This is a genomic window from Catelliglobosispora koreensis DSM 44566 (genome assembly GCF_000379685.1).
GTDB classification, from domain to species: domain Bacteria; phylum Actinomycetota; class Actinomycetes; order Mycobacteriales; family Micromonosporaceae; genus Catelliglobosispora; species Catelliglobosispora koreensis.
Map to the genome: position 1 here is coordinate 565,313 of NZ_KB903249.1, position 22,922 is coordinate 588,234.

General features: G+C 63.5%; 18 protein-coding genes and 20 tRNA genes. 10 read left to right on the top strand and 28 right to left on the bottom strand.

Going from position 1 to position 22,922, the window contains the following annotated elements; genetic code table 11:
• Window positions 1-51: 51 nt before the first annotated feature.
• From A3E1_RS38565 to A3E1_RS48765, 26 genes are all read right to left on the bottom strand, one after another.
• Window positions 52-1,260: a heparan-alpha-glucosaminide N-acetyltransferase domain-containing protein gene (locus A3E1_RS38565; RefSeq protein WP_020519212.1), complete on the bottom strand. Its 1,209-nt coding sequence runs from the start codon at window positions 1,258-1,260 to the stop codon at window positions 52-54.
• Entirely contained in the window at window positions 1,257-1,925 is a 669-nt protein-coding gene (locus A3E1_RS0102690) for a BPL-N domain-containing protein (RefSeq protein WP_040390323.1), read from the bottom strand. Before A3E1_RS0102690 ends, A3E1_RS38565 begins: the two co-directional genes overlap by 4 nt.
• 23 nt (window positions 1,926-1,948) lie before the next feature.
• The gene (locus A3E1_RS0102695) at window positions 1,949-5,914 is read right to left on the bottom strand and encodes a Pls/PosA family non-ribosomal peptide synthetase (RefSeq protein WP_020519214.1); all 3,966 of its coding nucleotides are present in this window, start codon (window positions 5,912-5,914) and stop codon (window positions 1,949-1,951) included.
• Window positions 5,915-6,049: 135 nt separating this feature from the next.
• Window positions 6,050-7,615 carry a TROVE domain-containing protein gene (locus tag A3E1_RS0102700; RefSeq protein WP_020519215.1) on the bottom strand — a complete coding sequence of 522 codons (1,566 nt, stop codon included), beginning with the start codon at window positions 7,613-7,615 and terminating at the stop codon, window positions 6,050-6,052.
• Window positions 7,616-7,718: 103 nt separating this feature from the next.
• Window positions 7,719-7,785: transfer RNA gene (locus tag A3E1_RS0102705), tRNA-Ser, on the bottom strand.
• A 400-nt stretch (window positions 7,786-8,185) separates the two neighbouring features.
• Window positions 8,186-8,258: transfer RNA gene (locus A3E1_RS0102710), tRNA-Cys, on the bottom strand.
• A gap of 5 nt (window positions 8,259-8,263) precedes the next feature.
• Window positions 8,264-8,337 (bottom strand) — tRNA-Arg (locus A3E1_RS0102715).
• 12 nt (window positions 8,338-8,349) lie between these two features.
• Window positions 8,350-8,432 (bottom strand) — tRNA-Tyr (locus A3E1_RS46850).
• Between the two features lies 1 nt (window position 8,433).
• A tRNA-His gene (locus A3E1_RS0102720) sits at window positions 8,434-8,510 on the bottom strand.
• 2 nt (window positions 8,511-8,512) lie between these two features.
• Window positions 8,513-8,585: transfer RNA gene (locus tag A3E1_RS0102725), tRNA-Val, on the bottom strand.
• Window positions 8,586-8,595: 10 nt separating this feature from the next.
• Window positions 8,596-8,668 (bottom strand) — tRNA-Asn (locus A3E1_RS0102730).
• 4 nt (window positions 8,669-8,672) lie between these two features.
• Window positions 8,673-8,744, bottom strand: a tRNA-OTHER gene (locus tag A3E1_RS46855).
• Window positions 8,745-8,746: 2 nt separating this feature from the next.
• Window positions 8,747-8,819, bottom strand: a tRNA-Val gene (locus A3E1_RS0102735).
• Between the two features lie 78 nt (window positions 8,820-8,897).
• Window positions 8,898-8,971 (bottom strand) — tRNA-Lys (locus A3E1_RS0102740).
• A 5-nt stretch (window positions 8,972-8,976) separates the two neighbouring features.
• Window positions 8,977-9,056 (bottom strand) — tRNA-Ser (locus A3E1_RS46860).
• A gap of 16 nt (window positions 9,057-9,072) precedes the next feature.
• Window positions 9,073-9,146 (bottom strand) — tRNA-Arg (locus A3E1_RS0102745).
• 1 nt (window position 9,147) lies between these two features.
• Window positions 9,148-9,224, bottom strand: a tRNA-Ile gene (locus A3E1_RS0102750).
• A 2-nt stretch (window positions 9,225-9,226) separates the two neighbouring features.
• A tRNA-Ser gene (locus tag A3E1_RS0102755) sits at window positions 9,227-9,313 on the bottom strand.
• Window positions 9,314-9,323: 10 nt separating this feature from the next.
• Window positions 9,324-9,396: transfer RNA gene (locus A3E1_RS0102760), tRNA-Asp, on the bottom strand.
• 12 nt (window positions 9,397-9,408) lie between these two features.
• Window positions 9,409-9,482: transfer RNA gene (locus A3E1_RS0102765), tRNA-Leu, on the bottom strand.
• A 146-nt stretch (window positions 9,483-9,628) separates the two neighbouring features.
• A complete protein-coding gene (locus A3E1_RS0102770; RefSeq protein ID WP_026208024.1) occupies window positions 9,629-10,072 on the bottom strand; it encodes an HNH endonuclease in 444 nt (147 codons plus the stop codon).
• Between the two features lie 24 nt (window positions 10,073-10,096).
• Window positions 10,097-10,169 (bottom strand) — tRNA-Gln (locus A3E1_RS0102775).
• Window positions 10,170-10,174: 5 nt separating this feature from the next.
• Window positions 10,175-10,246 (bottom strand) — tRNA-Gly (locus tag A3E1_RS0102780).
• Window positions 10,247-10,251: 5 nt separating this feature from the next.
• Window positions 10,252-10,323, bottom strand: a tRNA-Glu gene (locus A3E1_RS0102785).
• 269 nt (window positions 10,324-10,592) lie between these two features.
• Window positions 10,593-10,667, bottom strand: a tRNA-Trp gene (locus A3E1_RS0102790).
• Between the two features lie 83 nt (window positions 10,668-10,750).
• Window positions 10,751-10,876: a hypothetical protein gene (locus A3E1_RS48765; RefSeq protein WP_020519217.1), complete on the bottom strand. Its 126-nt coding sequence runs from the start codon at window positions 10,874-10,876 to the stop codon at window positions 10,751-10,753.
• A 164-nt stretch (window positions 10,877-11,040) separates the two neighbouring features.
• On the opposite strand from A3E1_RS48765, the gene A3E1_RS0102800 reads away from it, so the two are divergent.
• On the top strand, window positions 11,041-12,174 hold the full coding sequence (locus A3E1_RS0102800) for an FAD-dependent oxidoreductase (protein WP_020519218.1): 1,134 nt from the start codon (window positions 11,041-11,043) through the stop codon (window positions 12,172-12,174).
• On the opposite strand, the gene A3E1_RS0102805 is transcribed toward A3E1_RS0102800, so the two are convergent.
• Window positions 12,155-14,476 (bottom strand): CBM96 family carbohydrate-binding protein, encoded by a 2,322-nt coding sequence (locus A3E1_RS0102805; protein WP_020519219.1) that lies wholly within the window; start codon window positions 14,474-14,476, stop codon window positions 12,155-12,157. The two genes, A3E1_RS0102800 and A3E1_RS0102805, sit on opposite strands and share 20 nt — an antisense overlap.
• A gap of 230 nt (window positions 14,477-14,706) precedes the next feature.
• On the opposite strand from A3E1_RS0102805, the gene A3E1_RS0102810 reads away from it, so the two are divergent.
• The 4 genes from A3E1_RS0102810 (at window position 14,707) to A3E1_RS0102825 (ending at window position 16,629) form a co-directional block, all read left to right on the top strand.
• The gene (locus tag A3E1_RS0102810) at window positions 14,707-15,246 is read left to right on the top strand and encodes an RNA polymerase sigma factor (protein WP_020519220.1); all 540 of its coding nucleotides are present in this window, start codon (window positions 14,707-14,709) and stop codon (window positions 15,244-15,246) included.
• The gene (locus A3E1_RS0102815; protein WP_026208025.1) at window positions 15,239-15,517 is read left to right on the top strand and encodes a hypothetical protein; all 279 of its coding nucleotides are present in this window, start codon (window positions 15,239-15,241) and stop codon (window positions 15,515-15,517) included. Before A3E1_RS0102810 ends, A3E1_RS0102815 begins: the two co-directional genes overlap by 8 nt.
• A 75-nt stretch (window positions 15,518-15,592) precedes the next feature.
• Complete coding sequence (locus A3E1_RS46865) at window positions 15,593-15,835, top strand: hypothetical protein (RefSeq protein WP_020519221.1); 243 nt, start codon at window positions 15,593-15,595, stop codon at window positions 15,833-15,835.
• Window positions 15,832-16,629 carry a coniferyl-alcohol dehydrogenase gene (locus A3E1_RS0102825; RefSeq protein ID WP_020519222.1) on the top strand — a complete coding sequence of 266 codons (798 nt, stop codon included), beginning with the start codon at window positions 15,832-15,834 and terminating at the stop codon, window positions 16,627-16,629. The genes A3E1_RS46865 and A3E1_RS0102825 overlap by 4 nt, the downstream gene beginning before the upstream one ends.
• A gap of 124 nt (window positions 16,630-16,753) precedes the next feature.
• Here the strand turns inward: A3E1_RS0102825 and wrbA are convergent, their stop codons facing one another.
• Window positions 16,754-17,365 carry an NAD(P)H:quinone oxidoreductase gene (gene wrbA / locus A3E1_RS0102830; RefSeq protein ID WP_085952205.1) on the bottom strand — a complete coding sequence of 204 codons (612 nt, stop codon included), beginning with the start codon at window positions 17,363-17,365 and terminating at the stop codon, window positions 16,754-16,756.
• A 125-nt stretch (window positions 17,366-17,490) separates the two neighbouring features.
• Between wrbA and sigJ the strand changes: the two genes are divergently transcribed.
• The 5 genes from sigJ (at window position 17,491) to A3E1_RS0102855 (ending at window position 22,922) form a co-directional block, all read left to right on the top strand.
• Window positions 17,491-18,420, top strand: a complete 930-nt coding sequence (sigJ, locus tag A3E1_RS0102835) for an RNA polymerase sigma factor SigJ (protein WP_020519224.1) — start codon at window positions 17,491-17,493, stop codon at window positions 18,418-18,420.
• Window positions 18,421-18,600: 180 nt separating this feature from the next.
• On the top strand, window positions 18,601-20,181 hold the full coding sequence (locus tag A3E1_RS0102840; protein WP_020519225.1) for a class I adenylate-forming enzyme family protein: 1,581 nt from the start codon (window positions 18,601-18,603) through the stop codon (window positions 20,179-20,181).
• The gene (locus A3E1_RS0102845) at window positions 20,178-21,251 is read left to right on the top strand and encodes a methyltransferase (RefSeq protein ID WP_020519226.1); all 1,074 of its coding nucleotides are present in this window, start codon (window positions 20,178-20,180) and stop codon (window positions 21,249-21,251) included. Before A3E1_RS0102840 ends, A3E1_RS0102845 begins: the two co-directional genes overlap by 4 nt.
• Before the next feature lie 55 nt (window positions 21,252-21,306).
• Window positions 21,307-22,404, top strand: coding sequence for a type III polyketide synthase (locus tag A3E1_RS0102850; RefSeq protein ID WP_020519227.1), 1,098 nt, complete (start codon window positions 21,307-21,309; stop codon window positions 22,402-22,404).
• On the top strand, window positions 22,401-22,922 hold the full coding sequence (locus tag A3E1_RS0102855; protein ID WP_020519228.1) for a cupin domain-containing protein: 522 nt from the start codon (window positions 22,401-22,403) through the stop codon (window positions 22,920-22,922). The genes A3E1_RS0102850 and A3E1_RS0102855 overlap by 4 nt, the downstream gene beginning before the upstream one ends.

Genomic DNA, 22,922 nt, shown 5'->3' on the forward strand with positions numbered 1-22,922 from the left:
TTACCTATGCGCAGAAGCTAAGACAAAAATCGATACATGGATATGCGCCAATCAGTGGATTGACGTGAGCGACCCTAAAGCTGGTGAAGATCCTTGTGCTGGTTGAGGATCGGGCTGCCGCGTGGCATAGCGGCGGGCGCGGGCGGCCACCGTGGTCGTGATCGCTTCCAGCGGTCCGCGCCCGATCGTCGCCCGCCACGCCAGCCCGGTCAACAGCGCGGCACCGATCTGCACCAGACAGCCAGTCGCCGCGCTGTAGGTGTCGTAGTCGGAGTTGATGAACATGATGTGCGCCGCATACAGCGTCAGCGTCATGCTGCCCGCGGCGGCCAGCGGCGCCAAAAGCGCGGACATGAACCGCATCTTGCTAGCTAGCAGCATGACCCCGAGCACCCCGATCGCGACACCCGTGGTGCCCATCAGATCAAACGGTGTCCCGGTGTGCGGGGCGTCAATGGCCAGCCACCACCACGTGGACGCCGGTGTCGTGCCGTCGCCGCCGAGGATCAGCAACTCGGCGGTCTCTGGACCGGTGAGATAGCTGCCCGGCTGCGCTGGCCAAATGTGCGCTCCGGCGAAGGGGTCCAGATAGGACGAAACATACGCTGACGCTGTGGCCAGCACCGCTCCAACCGCGGTCAAGGCGATCGCGACCCGCTGGCGCGTCAGGTCCAGCCGGCCGATCACGAGCCCGGCACACAGGTACGCCATCCACGGCAGCGCCGGATATTCGCCCGTGAGCGACAGCTCCGACAACAGCCCCAGCGGATCGTCGATAAGCGAGCCGATGGTCGGGTTCAGCAAGTCCGGGACGGGCAGCCGTGGCCGCCAAACGTGACCGAGCACGGGCATCCCGACGGCGATCAAAACGCTGAGAACCGCGATGATCCGAGTGGGAAGGAAGACGAGCGGAATCGCCAGCAGGAACATCACCGCGAGATAGGGCAGGATCACCGCACCTAGGGAAGCGTTGGCATATCCCAATGCCAGCCCGAAACCTCCAATCGCGAGCGCTCTTGCGGCCAGCCCAGCGGCGCTCGCCCGCCCAGCTGCCAGCGGCACCCGCTGACGGCCCGTCATCAAGGCGATACCCACCCCGGCTAGCACAGCGAAAAGCGCCGCTGACCGTCCCGCGAAAAGCGAGAACGACCACGTCGGGCTGCCATCGCGGTGCGACTCGTGCAACGCGTGCACGGCGATGACCCCGAGCAGCGCGGCGCCACGGGCGGCGTCAACACCGATGAGCCTGTGCTCGGTCATGACGTCATCACCGTTTCCACGAGGTCGTGCCCGAGGTCAGCGCCAAGGCTTCCGGTCATGCGCAAGCCGGCGTCGGTGTACCAGTCTTGTGTCGCTTCTGGATGCGGTCCGACCACGCCGACACGGCCGGAGCCGAAGCCGGAAACCATGGCGGCGATGGTGCCGTTCGGATAGGTCGCCATGACGGCCACCGAGGCTTCCGGGCGCACCCAGAAATACGGCCCGTCTTGAAAGAACAGAACGCGCTCCTGACCCCGCCACCGAAGGCGCACCAGTGTGTTGTCCTCTGAGTCGATTGTCGCCCGGGGCGAGGCGATGTACTGGTCGGTGTCTCCGGGCAGCAGCGCGAAACCCGGTGTCGCGCCAGCGAGATAGCCGCCAAGACAGAAACCGAGATACCGGCCTCCAGAGTGGACGAACTTGCGAATCGAATCGCGATGACGGCGCATGTGGCGGTAGCCGCGTTTGAGCGAATCGCCGCCAGGCTGGGCATAGACCGCCGCCCCGGCAAGGGCCGCATCCGACAGTGGCGTCTTCTCACGCGGACCGACGTAGTGGACCTCAAAGCCGCACAAGCTAGATCGCAGAAGCTCCGCGACCGCCTCGGGACATCCGGGCAACGAGGCCGGTCCCCGATAGACCAGTGCCACAGGCCTTGCGTTCATGCGCTGTCCTCCTTCGCCGGATGTCAGGCCAGGCCTTGTGCCGGGATGCCGCGCCACCTCGTACCAGCGATGAGGTGTTCTCCCTTCATCACCAGGGAAAGGGAACTGAGCGCGACATCGTCACCGACAACGGCGTCGTAAAGCACGATGGCGCGGGTGCCAACGGCGGCGCCTGACCCGATCGTGACCACAGACATCTTCATGACGCGGTCCTCGAACAGGTGGGTCTGCAGCGACACTTCGACACCCACGGCGGCGTCATCGCCAATCACCACGAGGTCGAACTCGGTGAGATAGGTGGTGCCAATCCACGTCCGCCGCCCGACTTTCGCCCCGAACCAGCGCAGAACCGGTGGCAGGAAAGGAGTCCCGGTAAGCAAACCCGCACCGGCCGGAACCGCGGCGGCTTCATACATGCCCGTGACAAACTCGGTGCGCCTGACAAACGGGCTCCACAACGGTTCGACACGGGGACGATACGTTCCGGCGACGTTGCGTTTGATCGCCGCGCAACAGGCGATCACGGCAACACCCGTCGCCATGGCGACAAGCGGCGAGACGAAAGCTGGCAGCAGCAGATCGCGCCCGCGCACTATTGACGACAGCACGAGCAGATACAAATAGAACGAGACACCCAGCAGCGACGCAGGCAAAGTGACGCGGAAGAACTCGATGAAAAGCCGCTGTGCCACCGCTTTACGCGCCGGGCGGAAGGTTTGCGCCTCGGAAAACGAACCGCTGCTTTGCCGCACGGGAAGGTGCATCGCCGGCGACCCGAGCCAAGAAGTGCCCGCGGGCACACCGGCCGGTGGCAACGTGCCCACGCCCACAAGGGATCCGTCGCCCAGTTTGGTTCCGGCCGGCACGACAGCCGCGTTGCCAACAAAGGCGCGGCTGCCGACCTCGGTGGGAAGGAACGCGACCCTGCCGTTGGCATACGTCGCGGCACCCACGCTGGCCATGTCGGCCACAAAGCTTTCCGGGCCAAGGATGAGAAGGTCGGGATCGAGATGAGCGGCGGTCGACACCTCAGCACCCCGGCCGACCCGCGCGCCGAGCAGTCTGAGCCACGGCACGGTGTACAACGTGGAGTAAAGCGAATTCGTGAACGTCAGGCTGAACTCAAACAGCTTGTCGGTAATCCATTTACGCACACCCACACCTGAGCGCACGGGATGGATGCCGACGGGTGCGTGGGGGAGAACCATACGTTTCCCGATCGCGACCACCGCGCAGACCGTGACGATATAGACCGGGCCGGCTAGCAACGTGGCGATCAGGCCGGCGAGGACACCCCACGTCAGCAGCGCCCACCACACGAGCGCGACACTGGGCAGGATCATTCCGATCGCGACAATCTCCAGGCCCACAAGGCTAAGCAACGCTGCCGTGACGTGCCGCAGCCGCCAGCCGCGCAACTGCCCGCGTGAGGTGAGCATGCTTTCCACTACGGGCGACAGTTCCGTTGCCGGGCTTGGCGGCGAACCCGACCAGCGGGCGCCATCTGGCACCGTTTCACCGTGACCGAGCACCGACTGCTCACCGAGCGCCGCACCCACACCGATCGTGGCACCCGGCTCCAGCACGGCGTTGGCACCGACGAAAGCGCCCGCGCCGACCGTAATCCGGCCGACGTGCACCCAGCCGTCCTCCACCCGCCAGGGGCGAAGCGAGGCACCGTAGCCGATCGAAGCGTCCGCACCCACCTCCAGCATGGACGGCAAACTGATCGCACTCGTCGCGATCGACGTGCGCCGACCCACCTTCGCGCCAAGCAGCCGCAAATACGTTGCCATCAAAGGCGATCCGCTGAACACGGGCAGCGGCCCGACGGTCAGCAACAGGTTCACCGCCCAGATCCGCACATAGGTTAAGCCCCACAACGGATATTTGCCCGGACGGATGCCCGCCGCAAGCGGCCTCACCAACAGCAGCGGCACGACCCAGCGCACGAACAGATAGCTAATCAGGATCGCCGTCATCAGCTCGGCAAGCACGCCAACGGAAACGTCACCGTCATTCCACGTGTACACATAGGACACCGGCAACGTGACGATAAGCGCCAGCAGATAAATCACTATCGCCTGCCCGGCTCCAGCCCGTGCGATGCGGCGGCTGTCGTGACGCAGCGGCTGCGGGCGAGGCGCGGCAGCCGTCTCGGGCTTATCAGCTGTGGCGGCGAAGTGAGCGGCGAGTTGCCGCACCGTCGGATGACGGTAAATATCCCGCAAAGCCGGCTGCCCGCCCAGTCGCCTTTCCCGCAACAGCGAGACCGCCCGGGCCGCCAGCAGCGAATGCCCACTCAGATCAGTGAAGAAATTCGCCTCAACCGACAGCGCCTCTTCCTCGATCCCGAAAGCCTCAGCCCAAACGGCAAGAACCTTTTCTTCCCAAACATTTTCCGGGGGTACGACAGGACCGCTCGTTCTGAGTAGCCTCCGCCCGCTCGGAGCGCAAAGCCGGTTACGGTCAATCTTGCCACTGGGCATCGTGGGCAACTCGGTGACAATGTCGAGATAGCACGGAACCATATACGCGGGCAGACGGTTGCGCAGCGCCTCGGAAAGCCGCGCGAACAACAACTCGTCGTCACCGTCGCCCTTGCGCACCAAGTAGGCCGACAGTTCACGTGGCGCATCAGGCAGATCAGGGCGCGGCATGAGCGCGACAACCGCCTTGGACACCTGCGGGTCATCAAGGATCACGCTCTCGATCTCGCCCAGATCGACGCGGTGGCCCCGGATTTTGACCTCGGCATCGGCCCGGCCCAAATACTCGATCTCACCGTCAGCGGTGAGCCGCCCCAGATCCCCTGTGCGGTAAAGCTTTCCACCCGGAGGAGCCAGCGCATGCTCAATGAACCGGTCAGCTGTCAGCTCAGGGCGCCCGACGTAACCACGGGCCACCCCTGGCCCGCCGATACAAATCTCGCCAACCTCACCGTCGGGCACGAGCTGACGCTGTTCGTCCAGGATCACCACGGAGTAGGTCGGCAAAGGACGGCCAATGACGACCGGCCGCCCAGGCAACAGCTCGCACCAAATCGCGGTAACCGTCGCCTCAGTGGGCCCATACGTGTTGAGAATCTTGCGGCCGGGTTTGCTCCACCGCTCGACCAGCTGCCCTTGGCACGCCTCACCGCCCACGAGCAGATTACGCACGAGCGGCAGATCACGAGGGATGGTCGCCAACAGCGTCGGCACACAGTACAAAACGGTGATGTTTTCGCTCTCAAGGAAATCGGCCAGTTCCGCACCGAGCCGTCTGGAGTCGGTCGGGCCTGCCACCAAAGTCGCGCCCACCGCCCACGTTGGCCAGATCTCTTCAATCGAAAAGTCGAAAGCGATCGTCATCCCCTGATACACACGATCACTGGGCTGAACGTCATAGATTTCCGGCACGATGCTCAGGAAGTTGCAGATGCTCGACTGCGCGACCTCGACGCCCTTCGGGCGGCCGCTGGAGCCGGAGGTGTAGATGATGTACGCGGTGGGGTCGTCCAGGCCGCCTGAGATCGAGGGCCGTTCGCCCGGCAGCGCGGCCAACTCGGCGGAACACTGATCGAGGGCGATAACTGGCGCGTTCAGCTCGGGCAGCTCCGCGGCCAAGTCCGACGTCGTGATCAGAAGGTCCACTTGGGAGTCGCCGGTTATGTAGGCGACACGGTCCGGCGGGGACTCGGGATCGATCGGCACGAACGCCGCCCCAGCCTTGCCGATCCCCAGTAGCGCGACATACGTCGCCACAGCGCGGTGCAGCAGGATGGCCACGCGGGAGCCGTCGCCTATCCCGAGGCCACGCAGATGATGAGCGAGCCGGTTCGCCTGGACGTCGAGTTCCACATAAGTGATCGGCTCACCGGCGCATTCGAGCGCTATCGCCGCCGGATCCCGGTCGCACGAGGCCTCGAACACCTGATGCATGCGGCTGGCAGGCGAAGGAGAAGTCACCCCCTCATCGAGACCTGCCAGGCCCTCAACCACGGTCATGCGGTACCCAAACTTCCGTTTACATGAGGAATGCTACGAAAACTGACTCCGATCTCATATGCTAAATAACCAGACAACAAGGCGCAGACGTTTGCCGGAATCAGTGATGGGGGCCTTCAGGCCCCCATCACGTCGCTATGCCACCCACGGCCAGCTGGCGTTCCTGCCCGCTTCCAAGAGCGGGATCATCCGGAACGTCGCGTCCGTCAGGCCGCCGAACTCGTGCCGGTTGCCTGAACCCGTGGCGTAGGCAGCCGCACGGTAGCCGCCGAGATTGAAGCCATAAACCGGCACACTCGCCGGCACCGCCTCAGATACACCGCGGTCCACCGTCTGCATGTCCGAAATGATCACCACCCGATCATGCCGACGGTACGAAGCGCGCAGCGAACCAGCGATCTGCGTCCCATGACCCACCTCGCCCGTCCGCGCCACGAACCGGTCAACCTCCTTGAGCACCGACCCGCCCACAGCCACCTCGTGCCGGAAAACACCGTCAGCGAACCCGTGCAGATCAACCTTCTCGCCCTTGGCCGCCAACGCCACCCCGAACACAGCAGCCGCCTTAGCCGGAGTCATCGTCGACCGCGCCGAAAACGCACGCTGCGTCATCGACGCCGACGTATCAACCAGGATCAGCGTGCGCCCGCCAAGAGCCGGCAGGTTCACCAGCGACGCCCGCAAAGCCTTGTCCAGAGCGTGACCCCAGCGAAGCGACGGCGCCTGCTCGTAAGCGGCAAGGAACCGGAACGGAAACTGCCGCGACCGCGCCACCTGCGCCGGGTTCGACAAACGAGCCGCGACCTTCGCCGAGACACCATCGGACACGCCAGCCTCATCGAAGTTACGCAGGTTACGCAACAGCGCCATGTAACCCATCGACGGAATCAACGCCTGCCACAACCTCGCCTTGTCCACCGTGGACCCAGCAAGCGACAGCACGTCCTCCCACGTCATCCCAGCCGCCCTGAGCGCATCCGCATCCAGCAACACAGCCGGATCCCTCTGCGCCGCCTCCCGAAGCGCCCCGTTAGCGACCAGCATCGGCAACCCCGCCAACGACAGATCCGCCCGCTGATGCCGCCGCTCCAACGCCACCTTGAACACATCGCTCTGCCACAACGCGCCCGGAGTCGGGTGCACGAGATCAATCACGTCAGCGAACCGGAAGCCCTTGGCCGCAGAGTCATACTTGAGCAAGCCAAACTCGGTGTACAAACGCGCCACCGCATCAGCGATCCCACGCTTGACCGGCTTAGGAATAGCCCGCCCATAGTTCGCCGTCCAGTAGGCCAACGCCTCACCCGGCTCATCCGCCCGCTGCAACACCGAAGCCACCAACTGGCGGCCCCCGCTCATCCCCACCGCGAGCATCGCCTTAGCCGCCTCAAGCGCACCAACAAGAGCGGCCGAGCGCATGTTGGCCCCATCACGCAACCACGGCAAAAACGCGGCCATCCACTGTGGATCGGCAAGCGCCACCTCATGCACCAGTTCAGCGAAACGACTGTCCCGCTGCGACGCGGACTCATAGAACGACGCCTCACCAGACATGTTCGACACAGCCAGCAAGAACAGCTCTCCCTTAGCATCGCGAACATAACCCGGCGCACCCTCGTGAGTGCGCCCCTTCGCCAAACGTCCAGTCACGATAGGAGAAAGCGCGGCAACCTTCGCGCGTACCTTGTTGAACTTGCTCATCTTATAAAACCCTCCAATGTGGAGAGAGCGACGACTGAAAGGTGCCCGAGAACAAGTCGGTCGCGGCACATAGTGCTCTGCCTCTGAGCTACGCCCCCGAGAGTGGGGACGGCAGGAGTCGAACCTGCGACCTCTCGATTAGGATTCGAAGTATCCGCGGCCTACGCACCGGGCACCCTTCATCAGCCATCTGCTCCCTGAGATCAAAGTCGCACCAGGGAAGTGCAATATTCAATTTGAAGCGTTCCCGAGGACAGCACCGCCGCCGGTCTCGCGGTGTCGAAACCGCAAGGCTTTGCAAGCCATCAACCAAGAAGTAACCGCCGGCATCACACCGGGAACGTGCCATTTGGTGCACCGTCCGAGATCCGTAACGCCAGTGCGGTCTTGTTTCAACCCAAATGAAGTAACCGCTCAGCTTCGCACCGGACAGTGCGCCGGAGATCCCAGCCAGCGGCTCGGCCCTCCTTGTCGCAGGCCCCGGTGACGATCCGGGCAGGCCGCCCTTATGAGGAGCAACTGAGCGCCAACGCTCGCCTGCGGAAGAATGTCCACAGCGGACAGCAATCGAGGTCTCGGCCGGATTCGAACCGGCGAACACTGGTTTTGCAGACCAGCTCCTTAACCACTCGGACACGGAACCATGCGTACCCCCGGCTGGGATCGAACCAGCGACCTCCAGATTCGGAATCTGGCGCTCTACTCCGCTGAGCTACGAAGGCATTGAAAAGATGTGCGGGCGAAGGGATTCGAACCCCCTGAGCACAAAGCACCTGGGTTACAGCCAGGCCCGACTCTCCCACGTCGGCGCACCCGCTTGGGGTAATCACGGGGAGTCGAACCCGCGACCTCCGGAGCCACAATCCGGCGTGCACAACCCGTACACCATAATCACCGTGCCCGCACCAGGGATCGAACCTGGGACATCCGGTTTGTAAGACCGGCGCTCGTTCCGCTGAGCTATACGGGCGTTGCCTGCGCTCCGATGCCTGGACTCGAACCAGGAACCTTGCCCTTAACAGGGGCCTGCTCAACCAGTTGAGCTACACCGGAATAGTCGCGCGTAGGGGAGTCGAACCCCTCTTTCCTTGGTGAAAACCAAGCGGCCTAACCGATAGCCGAACGCGCAAGTGTTCTGGGCCGGGTTCGAACCAGCGGCCTTCGCCATGTCAAGACGACGCTCTGCCAACTGAGCTACCAGAACATTAGTGGCGGGTGTCCGATTTGCACGGCGCCTTCGGGATATGAGCCCGACGTGGTTCTACTCCACCACACCCGCAAGTGGGCCGCCTCGGACTCGAACCGAGGACCCTCCGATTAAGAGTCGGATGCTGCTACCAACTGAGCTAGCGGCCCAATAGAGGAGGGTGAAGGAGTCGAACCTTCCGGTGTCACCGGGCACGGTTTTCAAGACCGTTTCGCCACCATGGCGCCACCCTCCACATTTTGTTACTGCGTGCCCCCAGCAAGATTCGAACTTGCGACCCCTTGATTCGTAATCAAGTGCTCTCATCCGCTGAGCTATGGGGGCATGGTCCCGTCGGAAGGAGTTGAACCTTCTGTCTCCTCGTTATCAGCGAGGCGCCTCAACCACTTCGGCCGCGACGGGATTGGCGGAGAAGCCGGGATTCGAACCCGGGACGGAAAGTCCGTTCTGCCTTAGCAGGGCAGCGCCTTAGGCCACTCGGCCACCTCTCCACAATGTGCGCGCCGGCGAAGGGAATCGAACCCTCGACATCTCGCTCGACAGGCGAGCGCTCTAACCACTGAGCTACGTCGGCATTTGTACTGTGTACCCGGCGAGGGATTCGAACCCACAACCTCCGCGGCCTAAACGCGGTGTCTCTTCCAATTGGACTAGCCGGGCATGCGTCCTATATAGACGGTTGCGGACTGTCGGGGAGTTGAACCCCCGCGGGCGTTGCTTGCAAGGCGTCGCTGTGCACCAGCACCCAGCCCTAGAACATGACCAGGGAATGGGGCCGGCGGGGGTGATGGTCCCGCCGGACCCGTTCAGCGCTTCGCGATGGCATACCAAGAAGGTGCCTTGGGCTGAAACCGCAGTCGCATATCCGCCTCGGCGGGCGTGCGGTCACCCTTGCGCTGATTGCAGCCGCCACAAGCGGCTACGGTGTTGAGCCAAGTGTTCTTTCCGCCCCGTGAACTGGGCAGGATGTGATCGATGGTGAAGGCTTCTCCGCCGCAGTAAGCGCAGCGATTGCCGTCACGGCGAAGCACGCCGCCGCGCGACCAGGCTGGTCCCTTGGTGTAGCGCCAGCAAGTGACCACATAGGACACTAGCCGCAGGACTTTCGGCCTCGGGAACACGCCGATACGTATGTGGGGCTCCGATTCGTGCACCACGGCGACCCGGCGGCAGAGCATCCGGATGGCGTGGCGCAGGCTGACCCGGTGCAGCGGGCCAAGGTCGGCGTTGAGAACGAGTACGGCTTCCACCGGGATCACCTCCTATATGTGTTGCTGGGGAAGCAGGGTTCGAACCTGCAGTCTCCCGGGTCAAAGCCGGGCATGTTGCCGGTTACACCATTCCCCAATGAGAACGGCCGCGGGGACTCGAACCCCGTCATCCACTTTGGAAGAGTGGTGCTCTACCCGGTGAGCTACGACCGCATGAGCAGCGAGTAGGGGAATCGAACCCCTGTCTCCAGATCGAGAGTCTGGCGGCCTGACCACTAGCCGAACCCGCCTCGCGTGCATCGTGGACCGCAACAGAGTCGAACTGTTCACGGGCTGCACGCCAGGCAGCCCCGCACACCGGTGGCGTGCGGCCCATGAGTCCGGGACCCGAGAATCGAACTCGGTGTGTCCTGCTCCCAAAGCAGGCGGGTCAGCCATCTCCCTCGTCCCGGAAATCCCGGGCGGGGCAACACAATGTGCTGCCATGCCCGGGTTTCATGCTGTCCACTGTGGAGTTCTCAAGGTGCGGTGCCACCGGCGTGCCGGGGCATGCGAAACGCATGGGTGGCAGGAGTCGAACCTGCGACATCCGGTTTTGGAGACCGGCGCTCTGACCGAACTGAGCTACACCCATAGGAGGTAACTGTTGGAGGGAAACGAAAACGCCGCCCGGCCCGGGATTTCCCGGAGGGGCGGCGTCTGGCGCATTGGATGCGTCTAGATTTGCCGCCTGGCCGGGAAATAATCCCAGTTGCCGGACAGATTCGGTCGGGCCGCGACGTGCAGCACCGAGCGCCCGCACAGCATCAGCTGTTGCGGTTCAATGCTCGTCTGCGTAAACATCGCGGAATCTCCTTAGTGGAAAACGTCTGGACACCAAGGTAAGCGCACAGCGCTCACATGGCAACGGATTATCGGTGCCAGATTCTGTGCAGAGGGTGGGTGGAGGTTGTGAAGGCTTGTGTCTGGTGGCCTGTCGCGGGGGCTGCCGTGGTTACGGTCGCGGCATGGAGTCTTATGACGTGGTTGTCGTGGGAGCCGGGCTGGCTGGATTGCACACCGCGAGACTGCTGGCCGAGTGCGGCCATGAGGTGCTGCTGGTGGAACGCCGTAGCCGGTTGACGGAAGGTATTCGCACGACTGGGATTTTCGTGCGGCGTACCCTCGATGATTTTCCTTTGGCACCGCATTGTCTTGGGCCGCCGATTCATCGGGTGGTGTTGTATCCGCCGGGGCTGCGCCGGCCGGTGATTTTGGACAGTCCTCGCGAAGAGTTTCGGGTGGGGGATATGCCTGCGCTTTACAGTGAGGCTGCGCGTCTGGCTATGGCCGCGGGGGTGCGGATTCGGTTGGGTGTGCGCTTTCTGAGCCTTGCGGGTGCGAACGTGGTGGCTTTGGACGGGGCGGGTGGGCCGGTGATGGTGGGTGCCCGGTTCGTTGTTGGTGCCGATGGTGCGCGGTCACGGGTGGCACGCGAGCTGGGGCTGGATCGTAATCAGCTTTTCCTGACAGGGGCGGAGGAAGTCTTCGCTCCCGTTGCGGCTAGTGGCACGCCAGGATTTCATTGTGTACTCGATCCGAGTCTCGCGCCCGGCTATCTGGCCTGGGTTGTCAATGACGGGCATAGCGTGCACGTCGGTGTTGCCGGTTATGCGGACAGGTTCCCCAACGGGCTGCGCCACGCGCTGAAGCGTTTCGCGGCCCGGGCACCCGGGTTGCCGTCCGGTCACCTGGCGGCTGCCGTTGAGTGGCGTGGCGGTCCGATCCCGGTCGGTGGTGTCCTGCGCCGGATCGCTAGCCCTGGCGGGCTGCTGGTTGGCGATGCGGCGGGTGCTGTGTCGCCTCTGACGGCCGGTGGTCTTGACCCTTGCTTGCGTTTGTCGGAGTTGGCTGCTTCCGTTCTCGATGATTCGTTGCGCTGTGGGCGTCCCGATGCGCTGGTGCACTATGACGGCGCGGCTTTGCGGGCACGCTTTCGCGGCCGTCTTTTCATGCGCCGGGCCTTGGCAGCGATCCGCACGCCGCAGGTTGCGTCGGCGGCTTTCACACTGCTGCGCACTCCGGTTGGGCGTGTGCTGGCCACCAGGATTTTGTTTGGCGATGGCTCTTTCCCGAATACTGTCAGCTCGCGCCGTAGGTGATGATGAGCGTTGGCTTGTTGACGTTTTCCCGGCTGTGGAGGCGCTGTTCGTAGCCGGCGGCTCCTTCGGCCGCGTCGCGGATCTGTAGTCCGCGGTTGCCTGTGGTGTATAGGCCGGCGACTTGGGTGGTGACCGTCCACTCGACCCAGCCGGCCTTGGCGGAGGCTGTGGCTGCGGTGCCGGTGGTTGGCGGCTGGTTGTTCCACGTGACGCCGGTCTCGGTCCAGGCTGATGTCACCTGGGTTACGCGCAGGGTGCGGCCGGTGACCGCGGTTCCTTCGTACATGCGGAGTTTGGCGCTGGTGACTTTGCAGCCGGCTGGAAGTGCGGGCAGCCCGAAGTGAACGAGCGTGCGGGCGTCGGCGTTGAGTTTGCTGCGGACTTTGTTGATCGTGTCCTTGCCGAAGTTGGTGTTGGCCCAGCTTCGGGTGATCCAGGCGTCGTAGTCAGCGGTGCGTGTGGCCGTGGTTGGGCAGCCCGCTGTAGCGGTGATGTGTAGTGCGGTCTGATCGTCTTCGGCTGGATTGTTGTTGCCGGGGACGGAATCCGGGTCGCTTTGGCCTGAGGCTGATATCTGAGCGGTGTTGGTGTGTATGCCTGAGGTCGTGACTTGGCCCGTCAGCGTGAGGGTGGCGTTCGCGGCTACGCCGATGTTTCCAACTGACCAGACACCCGTTGCGGCGGCATAGCTGCCTTGGCTCACCGTCGCGCTGATGAAGGAGATTCCGGGCGGCAGTGGGTCGGTGACGACTACACCCGTTGCTGCTGCGGGTCCGCCGTTGGTGACTCGCACGGTGAAGGTCACGTTTGAGCCGACGGCCACGGCGGTTGCTGATGCGGTCATGGTGACGGATAGGTCGCTGACGGCTGGTGCGACGATGCCTGCGCCCCAGTCGCGTACGAAAATGTTGTGGAACGCATCGGAGTCTTCGGTGCTCAGGTTGTTGGCGCTGGACTCGAATGCGATCATCTTGCCGTCGCCGGAGATGGCTGGGTACCAGGAATAGGTGTCGGCGGCGGCACCGGCGGGACCGGTTGCGCGGCTGACGTATGCGGTGCTGTGGGCTTGGGTGTCGCGCACGAAGATGTCGCTGCACGCTCGGTTGACGCCCCAGAAGATGTCGTCGCAGATGTCGGTGTCTTCGCTGGAGAGGTTTTGTGCTGCGGTGACGAAGGTGACGTACCGGCCGTCGGCGGAGATTGATGGCTGGTGGGAGTGGAGCGTGGCCGCGGCGCCTGTGGCGCCGTCGGCCCGGCTCGCGAAGTAGGTGTGGCCTTCGGTCATGTCGCGCACGTAGATGTTGATGGTGTTGCCGTCGACGTTTTCGTTGCTGAGGTTGTGTGCCTCGGAGGTGAAGGCCACGTGCCGGCCGTCGGCTGAGATGGAGGGGCAGACGGAGGGCCCGAGTTGTGCCAGGGGGCCGTTGATTCCTTCGGCTCGGCTGGCATACGTGATGGTGGCGGACTGGGTGTCGTAGACCATGACGTCGTGGTAGGCGTTGTTGTCTTCCAGGCCCGGCAGCAATGTCTCGTCGGTGTCGAAAGCGACGTAGCGGCCGTTGCCGGAAATCTTTGGCGCACAGGGAAGTTCGATGCCGAATGGCTGTTGCCCGCGGGCGATGTACGTTGTGGTGCCAGCTGCCAGGTCGCGCACGAAGAAGTTGGTGCACGGATAGGGCGAGCCTTCGGTGGTGACACAGAAGTTGTTGTCAGCGTTGCTGAGGTTGTGTGCGACCGAAGTGAACGCGACCCGCTGGCCGTCGGCGGAGATCGATGGTGTGTAGGAGCCGCCGTCAGCTGGTGATCCGGCCCGGCTGGCATACGTTGTCGTGCCGGCGATGAGGTCGCGCACGAAGACGTTGGTGCACGGGCCCTCTTCCTCAAACCCGAGTCCGAGACAGGTGTCGTTGTCTTCGGTGCTCAGGTTGCTGGCCTTGGATTCGAACGCTACGTAACGTCCGTCGGGGGTGATGGACGGTAGTCCGGAGGGTCCGTTGGCTGCGGCGCCGGTCATGCCGTCCGCGCGGTTGACGAGGGTTGTCACGCCCGCCACGGTGTCGCGTACGAAGATGTTGGGCTGGCTGTTGTCGTCTTCGGTGCTGAGGTTGTCGGCGTCGGAGACGAACGCGATGTACCGGCCGTCGGCGGAAACCACTGGCTTGCTTGACACAGCGTCGGCGGCGGCCGCGGCGCGGCTTACCAGCGTGGTGTCGTAGGTGGCCGCCTGGGCGGGGCTGGCCTGAACGGCGACAAGTGTTGTCGCGACGACAGCCAGAAGGGAAGCGTTGACCGCTGCTCGCATAAGTCCTCCTCGGACGATCCAAGTCGGACAGTAGTGGACCGATTACTTAGAGCAGCGAAGACACCCTTGAACAACCGGGCTGAATCCTTTGGCGAAGCGCGCGTCTCTTATGCGTGTCCCAGTAAACAAGCAGGAGGTAGACATGGAACTCGCTATTGCCGCCGTTATCGTCGGGGCTGTGCTCATCTGTACATGCGCGGTATTCGTGTTGCGGAGGCGAGGTCGCTCGCGTGGCTAACTCGGCATGGCCTGGGGAGCAGCTGATCGCCGCCGCGCAAGGTGGTGATGCCGATTCGATCGCTGTGCTGGTATCCGGTTCGTATCCGCATGTGCAGCGATTCGCCTACTCGCTGTGTGCCTCACCTGAGGACGCGGAGGATGCCGCGCAAGAGGCGCTGATCATCTTGTACCGCAAGATTGGGGCTTTGCGGGCCTCGGGTGCGCTGGCGTCCTGGATGTTTCGCATCGTGCGCAACGAGTGTCTGCGGCGGTTGCGCACGATGATGAGGCACCGCGAACCGCTTGCGGAGGCGAGCACGCGGTCGGTTGAGGACGATGTGCTGCAACGCCTTGAGGCCGAACGGGTCGCGGCGGCGATCGCCGCGTTGCCCTCCGATCAGCGGCGGGTGCTGATCATGCGGGATGTTCAGGGTTATCCCGGGCGGATGGTCGCTGACACCCTTGGCCTGAGCACCGCGGCCATGAAGTCGCGGCTACACCGTGCCCGCACGGCGGTTCACCAACAGCTGCAGGGAGACGGCAATGGCTGAGGGGCAGAGCTTCGCCAGCACCTCGGTCGCCCGGCATCTGGCACGTGGCGTAATAGGTTTCGGCGCACTGGCCGGTTCGGTCGCGCTCATTCCCGTGCTGGGGCTAGGTAGCTTGCTGCTCGCACCAGCAGGACTGCTCGCCCTGCGGGGGTGCCCGACCTGCTGGGCGATCGGGTTGATACAAACCATCTCGCGGGGCCGGCTCAAGCGCTCCTGTGTGGACGGCCGGTGTGAGCTGACCGTAACGGACAGGGCATCGAGAGATTTATGATCGCCGTTGTGATCTTGCCGGGTGGATTGTTAGCCTTCCACCCGGGATGCGCAGATCATTCGGGGAGACCTAGCGGTGAACGAAACACTTGGCTACAGCGAGCTAACGAGCTGGCTTTCCGCACAGGTCGACATCGATGTCAACGCGGCGACGCGGCCGGTTCAGCTGCGCGAGGCGCTGTTCAAACGGCGGCTGCTTGACGTGTGCGTCCAGTTCCTTCAGTCCGAAGTGGACATGGACAGACTTCTGGCCGGGGAGGTCACCACGCTGCTTGGCGACCTTTACCTCGACCGGCTAAGCGACGGGAGCCGGCCGTGAGTGACCTTCTGGCGTCATATCGCGGCAAGCCAGCCGTCGTGACCGGGTGTTCGTCAGGCATCGGCGAATCGGTCGCCCGGCAGCTGCTCACCGCTGGTGCCGACGTCATCGGCGTCGATCGCGTGCCGCCGGGCTATCACCTCGACCACTTCGTGCAGACCGATCTCGGTGACATGCAGTCCATTGAGTCCTCGGCCGGGAAATTGCCGGGCGAAGTGTGGTCGCTTTTCAACTGCGCTGGATTGTCCAGTGGCGCCGCTGACCGGCAAACCGTGCTGCGGGTGAATTTCATTGGCTACCGCGCGTTCCTCGAAGGTGTGGTGCCGCGCCTGCCGCAGGGGTCGGCCATCGTTAGCACCGCGTCGATAGCGGGCCGCGACTGGACGGCCAATGTGGACAGACTGCGGCAGCTGGCCGCGACCGAAACGTTCGCTGACGCGGTGGCCTGGGCGAACGAGAACGACGCTTACCTGGCCGAGCGTGATGCCTACCGGGTCGCCAAAGAGACGATGATTGTCTACACGGTGGACCGGGCGTTCACGCTTTGTGAAAGCGGGATCCGGGTGAACGTCCTGGCCCCGGGGGTGACCGATACACCTTTCCTCGCGCATTCGGTCAAGGTGCTCGGGGAGGCGATCCTGCGGCCGCCCCGGCCGATGGGGCGGCTCGCGACCGCTGATGAACAGGCGAAGGTTCTGCTGTTTCTCAACAGCGACTGGGCGAGTTATCTCAACGGCCAAATCATCTGGAGTGACGGCGGGGCAGTAACTCGCCGCGACTTAGGCCAGGTGTGATGCACCTAGGCGCCCGCCATGGGGTGACGGGCGCCTAGATTATGCGGGTCTCAGAGCCGGCCGGGCGTGCGTGCCCGGCCGGCTGCCGAGACGTTGCGAGCGCATAAGAGTGATGGTCTGTGGGTTAGACGGTGCGCCCCGCCTTGAGGGCGGCCGTGGTTTCGGCGACGCGCCTGCCTTGGTAACGCGCCGCTTCCAGCTGCACGTCACCGGGTGGGCCGTCGCCGGCCACGTGTGACGTGCCGTAGGGGTTGCCGGACTGGAACTGGATCGGGTCGGTGTAGCCGGGCGGCACGATGATGCCGCCCCAGTGGTAGAACGCGTTGGACAGCGCCAGAATCGTGGATTCCTGCCCGCCGTGCGCAGTGCGGCTGGCGGTGAATGCCGAGTAAATCTTGTTAGCGAGTTTGCCTTGCATCCACAGTGGACCGGCGCCATCGATAAATGCCTTGAGCTGGTAGGACAGATTGCCGAAGCGGGTAGGTGTGCCAAACAGGACAGCGTCAGCCCAAGCCACATCGTCGTTGGTGGCAACCTCCACATCGGAGCTGTCCTGAATGTGCTGCACCCATGCCGGGTTGGTGTTAATCGTCTCCTGCGGAGCCAGCTCGGTGACCTTGCGCAGCCGCACGTTGGCACCGGTCTTCTCGGCCCCTTCAGCAACGGCTTTCGCCAGGGTATGCAGGGTGCCGCTGGCACTGTAGTAGATGATCGCGACGTTCACGGGTTCCAAGATCTGTTTCCTCCCTCTCGGCCATTCACTAGTACGACGACGCGGGGGCTCATAATGTGAGGCCTCACACTTCGGCGGGCTGTTTCGTCGGATAAGTGAGGCAGCTGCGATGGAGGGACGGCCACACCGTGAGCACGCAAGAAGAGCCAGGAGGTCAGCTCGATCCCGGCTTGAGCGCGATCATGAGCGAACGCCGTCAGCTGATCAACCTCGCTTACCGGCTCCTTGGCTCGCTGGCTGACGCCGAAGATGTGGTTCAGGAGACCTATGCCCGGTGGTATTCGCTGTCTGAGCTGCAGCAGAAAGCCATCGAGTCGCCCGGTGCCTGGCTGACCAAAGTCGCGAGCCGGATCTGCCTCGATGTGCTGGGATCGGCCCGGGCCAGGCGGGAAAGCTATGTGGGCGAATGGGTCCCAGAGCCGGTGCCGGACCCGACGGAGTGGGTCAATGGCCGCACCGGTGGTGCCATCGCTGACCCCGCTGATCGTGTCACCCTGGACGAATCGATCAACATGGCCTTCCTTGTCGTGCTTGAGTCGATGACCTCGGCCGAACGCGTCGCGTTCATCCTGCACGATGTCTTTCGCTATTCCTTCACTGAAGTGGCCGAGATCGTCGGGCGCACCCCGGCGGCGTGCCGTCAGCTGGCTTCCTCGGCCCGACGCCGCGTGCGTGCGGCTGAAGCCCCCGCGACGACAACCGCGCAGAAGGCCAGCGTGGTCAGGGATTTCAAGCTGGCCTGGGAAGCCAAGGACATCAACGCGCTCATCGGCATCCTCGACCCGGGTGCCACGACTATCGCCGACGGCGGCGGCCTCGTGAGCGCCGTGCTTGACCCGATTCGGGGCGGCGAGCAGGTCGCGCGGACGCTGGTGGATATCGCGACGCGCGCGGTGGGGTGGACGTTGCTGCAACGCACGGTCAACGGCCAGCCCGGCCTCGTGGCCCAGGAAGGCGGCGTCACCGTGACGGTGCTGGCCTTCGACGTCGTGGGCGAGCGGATCAAGCACATCTGGGTCGTGCGGAACCCGGAGAAGTTGCGGCCTTGGAAGCGCTGAAGCGCTAAGGCACCAACGTCAAGAGTGAATGCTGGCGGCTTTCCGCATGTAGCCCATACGCAGGCGATTAACGTTGCCGTAAAAGGAAATTTCCCATCGATATATTCACATGAAAGAGTCTGTGGGATATATTCACCCGCATCTTGGATTGCCCGAAAATCTGTAAAGGAGGCGGTCTAGATGGCGGGCTTCATGCTCCACAGGTCGTTACGGAAAAATGGCCTGCACCTTGGTGTCGTGCCCGAGATGGCCGCGGCCAGATATGGTTCCACGCTGCTCACGCTGGATCACGACCTAGATGTCCTCCCAGCGGCGGGAAGACGCATCACCATCGCTGAACTGGCCGGTCACGTCGACGACCTGGCAGGAAGGCTGTCAGCCGGCGGGGTGCGGCCCGGTGAGCATCTCGTGATTTATAAGACCGCAAATTCCGATGTTTGGGTACTAGCCACAGCTGCCGCGCGCATAGGCGCGGTACCAGTGATGCTTTCTCCTGCTCTTAATGCGGTTAATGTCGCCGCGCTGCTGGCACGGCTAGATCAGCCCGTGCTGCTGACCGACACCGGCAAACTCGGCGTGCTCGCCGACGTGCCGATCGCCGCCGTCACCCGGCAGGTGATTGTCGTGAGTGGACATAGCCCGGGAGCGAAATCGCTAAGTGAGCTTGCTGGCTCACCGCGCGTCAAGCCGGTGTTCCGCCCGCAGGACGAGCCCGCGATGATTACCCACACGTCTGGCACCACAGGCATTCCCAAGCTTGTCGTGCACACGCCCCGGACCATGGCGGCCCGGCTCACGCCACAATGGTGGCTGCTATCGCTGATGCGCAAACGCGAAACCGTGGCGATCCACATCTCGTTTGTCCACTCGCGAATGTTCGCCGCGATGGCCCTGGCCCTGTTGCGGGACATGCCGGTGTTGCTGATGAACGAATCCGACCCAGGCAAAGTCGCCGGGTTCTTTCTGGAAAACCAGCCCGGCTTCATCGAGGCGCTGCCCAATTCGCTGATGGAATGGGAAGGCCTGGCCGACGATCCACGTAAGCCATTCGCGTCGGTGAAATACTTCAGCAGCACCTTCGACGCGATTCATCCGCGCACGATGAGCCGGCTGCTCAAGGCATCTGAGCGCCGGGCGCCGCTGTTCTTCCAGATATACGGCCAAAGCGAAGTCGGCCCTGCCGTTGGCAGGCCCTATTTCCGTAAGTCGGCGCACAAGGCGGACGGCCGCTGCGTCGGATTCGCCATGCCCGGCTCGGCCAAGGTGCGCATCGTGAGCCGCAACGGAAAACGGCCCTCCGAGCAGAACCCAGGCTTCATCGAAGTCGGCTGGGAAGGCCTGGCCAAGACGTATTTCGGTGAGCAGGACCGCTATGACGCCAACAGGTTCGGCAAATGGTGGCGCACCGGCGACGTCGGCTACCGCACCAAACTCGGCTGTGTGCACATGCTCGACCGTGAGGTCGACATGATTCCCGGTGTGCGCAGCAGCCTGGAGATCGAGGACTTCATGCTGGGCAGGCTGGACGAGCTCGTCGAACTGGTTGTCGTGCCAGGGCCCAACTCTGAGCCGATCCCGGTGCTGTGCACCCATGAGGACGTTCCGCTCGACCGTGAACGCTGGCGTGCCGCGGCTGCCGGCTTTCCGCAACTGGCCGAGCCAGTTCAGATTCCCCACGCCGAACTACCCCGGACAGCCACGCTCAAGGTGCAGCGCATCGAGCTATCGCGCCGGCTTCGCGAGCAAGGATTAGTGAAATGACGCCTGAAGCGACCCTCGCCCGGTTCCGCGAATATATGGTCGGGCCATCGCGATTCATGACATTGCTGTCCTGTTTCGAACTCGGCATCATCGACGCGTTGCGCGACACGCCAGGCATGACAGCAGAGAAGCTCGGCGCCGCGGTGGGCGTCAAACCCGATGCTGTGGAACAACTCCTGTTCCTTCTGGTGAAAGAAGGATTCATCGGGTACCGCGAACAGGACGCCACCTATTTCTTAGCGGCGCTCGCTGACGTGGCCAAAGCCGACCTGCAGCGAGCGCTCACCTATATGAACATGATCAAAGTCGTGGCATTGCGTCAGCTGTTCTACCTCACCGACAGCGCCCGCACCGGCACACTGACTGGCCTGAAAGAACTTTACGGCTCCGGCGGCACACTCTACGCCGCGGTGGCCGAACACCGGGACCTGCGCGAATCGTGGGGCACCCTCATGGACACGGTGACGGCCCGCGTCGACCCGTGGTTCTTCGGCAACATCGACATTCCAGCCGGGGCAAAGGTTCTCGACCTCGCGGGCAACACCGGTCTCGGCGCGATCAACACGTACCGGCTGAAGAACTCACCCGGTCTGCGCGTGACCACCTTCGACCTGCCGGAAAAGGAAGACGACTGCCTGGAAAACTTCCGCGCCAACGGTGTGCACGAGCACTGCTCGTTCATCGGCGGCGATGTTTTCGACGGTGTGCCGCAGGGCTTTGACGTGGTGCTGATCAAGCACTTCCTGGACATGTTCGACCGCGATGACGTGTTGCGGATTCTTAATGGCGTCAACAGTTCTCTGGACATCGGCGGGCAGGTGCACATCATGGTGCCCGTTTACCCCGAAGACCTCCGCGACCGCGGCAACTACAACGTGGACTTCTTCCCAGCGTTCTTCATCGGCTGCACCATGGGCCAGGGCGGCCCGCAAAAACTGTCCACCTACGTGCGATGGCTAACCGAGTGCGGGTTCACCGTCACGAAGACCATCATCAAGGACGCGGCCGAGATACCTCCGGATGTCATTCCCGTGCAGGCGATTCTGAGTGCCGCGAAGACCCGGGCATAGCGCTTTGGTAGGTGGGCTTTACGAGCACGGACGCTAGAGAAGGTGGATCTCTTATATGCCAACGCTATGCAAGCCATCGGTCAACGTGCCGGAATATGTCATCACGCAGGAAGAAACGCTGGAATTCGCTGAACGGGTACACGCCGGAAAGCCACAGCTTCCCTTAGTGATGCGATTAATCAAGAACACCGGTGTGCGTAAACGGCACATCGTGCAGCCGATCGAGCAAACGCTTAAACATCCGGGGTTCGCCGAACGCAACCGGATCTATGAGGCCGAATCAAAGCGACGATGCCCGGGAGTCATCCAAGAAGCTCTGGCCAACGCGGACCTTCACGTGAGCGACATCGACGCCATCATCTACGTGTCGTGCACCGGATTTTTGATGCCGTCACTGACCGCCTGGCTCATCAACACCATGGGATTCCGGTCAGGGACACGGCAGATTCCCATCGCCCAGCTCGGCTGCGCGGCCGGCGGCGCGGCCATCAACCGTGCCCACGACTTTTGCACCGCCTATCCCGACGGCAACGTCCTCATTGTCGCGTGCGAGTTTTGCTCGCTGTGCTATCAGCCTGACGACGACGGAGTCGGCTCGCTGCTATCCGACGGGCTGTTTGGCGACGCCGTCGCGGCCGCCGTCGTGCGGGGCAGCGGCGGCACCGGCATGGCCCTGGAGCGCAACGCCTCCTACCTCATCCCCGGCACCGAAGAATGGATCTCCTATTCCGTTCGGGCCACAGGGTTTCACTTCCAGCTCGACCGGCGGGTGCCCGGCACGATGGAGCCGCTGGCACCTGTGCTGCGCGGGCTAGCGGCCGGTCACGGCTGGGACATCGGCAATCTCGACTTCTACATCATCCACGCCGGCGGCCCGCGCATCCTCGACGATCTGAGCAAGTTCCTCGATGTCGACCGCAAGATGTTCCGCCACAGCTGGGCGACGCTCACCGAATACGGCAACATCGCCAGCGCGGTCGTCTTTGACGCGCTGCGGCGGCTCTTCGACGAAGAAGAACCGATCGCCGGAGCGACCGGCATCGTGGCCGGCTTCGGCCCAGGCATCACCGCGGAAATGGCGCTCGGCCGGTGGACCACAGCACCTGCCTACCCACGGGAACTGGCCCAGACAGCACGGAGCCGGGTGGCATGAGCGGGCTCGTGATGCCGGCCGGGCAAGGCCGCAAGCTCGTGACCAAAGCGCAGGAAGTCACGTTCAAAGTCACCGGCGCTGACGGCTCCTTCGTGTCGGCTTTCGAAGTGGTGGTGCCGCCGGGGTTTGACGTTGGCGCACACAGTCATGCGCGGTCGCAGGAGTTCTTCTACGTCTTGGAAGGCGAGCTCGACCTGCTGGCCTTCGAGCCGGTGCGCCGGGGTGGGGATAACTGGTACGACTGGGAATCCGCCGCTGGCGACCGGGTCGTGCGGGCGGGGCAGGGAAGCTGCATGTTCGTGCCACCCGGCTGCCCGCACGCGTTCCGTAACGCCACCGGCAAGCCAGCCCGCATGCTGTTTCAAAGCTATCCGTCGCCCGATCACGAGCGGTATTTCGAGGAGATCTTTGACATCTTCTCGGCTGGGCAGACCGTCGACCCCGAAGCGGTGCAACGGCTGCGCGACCGCTATGACGTCAACCAGATCACGCCGCTGCGATACGGGCCAGAAAGGTAA

Coding starts and splice junctions, on each gene's coding strand:
- A3E1_RS0102815 (WP_026208025.1), top strand. CDS start 15,239: ATGGCTGAGGGGCAGAGCTTCGCCAGCACCTCGGTCGCCCGGCATCTG.
- A3E1_RS48765 (WP_020519217.1), bottom strand. CDS start 10,876: ATGTTTACGCAGACGAGCATTGAACCGCAACAGCTGATGCTGTGCGGG.
- A3E1_RS0102845 (WP_020519226.1), top strand. CDS start 20,178: ATGACGCCTGAAGCGACCCTCGCCCGGTTCCGCGAATATATGGTCGGG.
- A3E1_RS0102855 (WP_020519228.1), top strand. CDS start 22,401: ATGAGCGGGCTCGTGATGCCGGCCGGGCAAGGCCGCAAGCTCGTGACC.
- A3E1_RS0102805 (WP_020519219.1), bottom strand. CDS start 14,476: ATGCGAGCAGCGGTCAACGCTTCCCTTCTGGCTGTCGTCGCGACAACA.
- A3E1_RS0102695 (WP_020519214.1), bottom strand. CDS start 5,914: ATGACCGTGGTTGAGGGCCTGGCAGGTCTCGATGAGGGGGTGACTTCT.
- A3E1_RS0102840 (WP_020519225.1), top strand. CDS start 18,601: ATGGCGGGCTTCATGCTCCACAGGTCGTTACGGAAAAATGGCCTGCAC.
- A3E1_RS0102850 (WP_020519227.1), top strand. CDS start 21,307: ATGCCAACGCTATGCAAGCCATCGGTCAACGTGCCGGAATATGTCATC.
- A3E1_RS0102800 (WP_020519218.1), top strand. CDS start 11,041: ATGGAGTCTTATGACGTGGTTGTCGTGGGAGCCGGGCTGGCTGGATTG.
- A3E1_RS0102700 (WP_020519215.1), bottom strand. CDS start 7,615: ATGAGCAAGTTCAACAAGGTACGCGCGAAGGTTGCCGCGCTTTCTCCT.
- A3E1_RS0102690 (WP_040390323.1), bottom strand. CDS start 1,925: ATGAACGCAAGGCCTGTGGCACTGGTCTATCGGGGACCGGCCTCGTTG.
- A3E1_RS38565 (WP_020519212.1), bottom strand. CDS start 1,260: ATGACCGAGCACAGGCTCATCGGTGTTGACGCCGCCCGTGGCGCCGCG.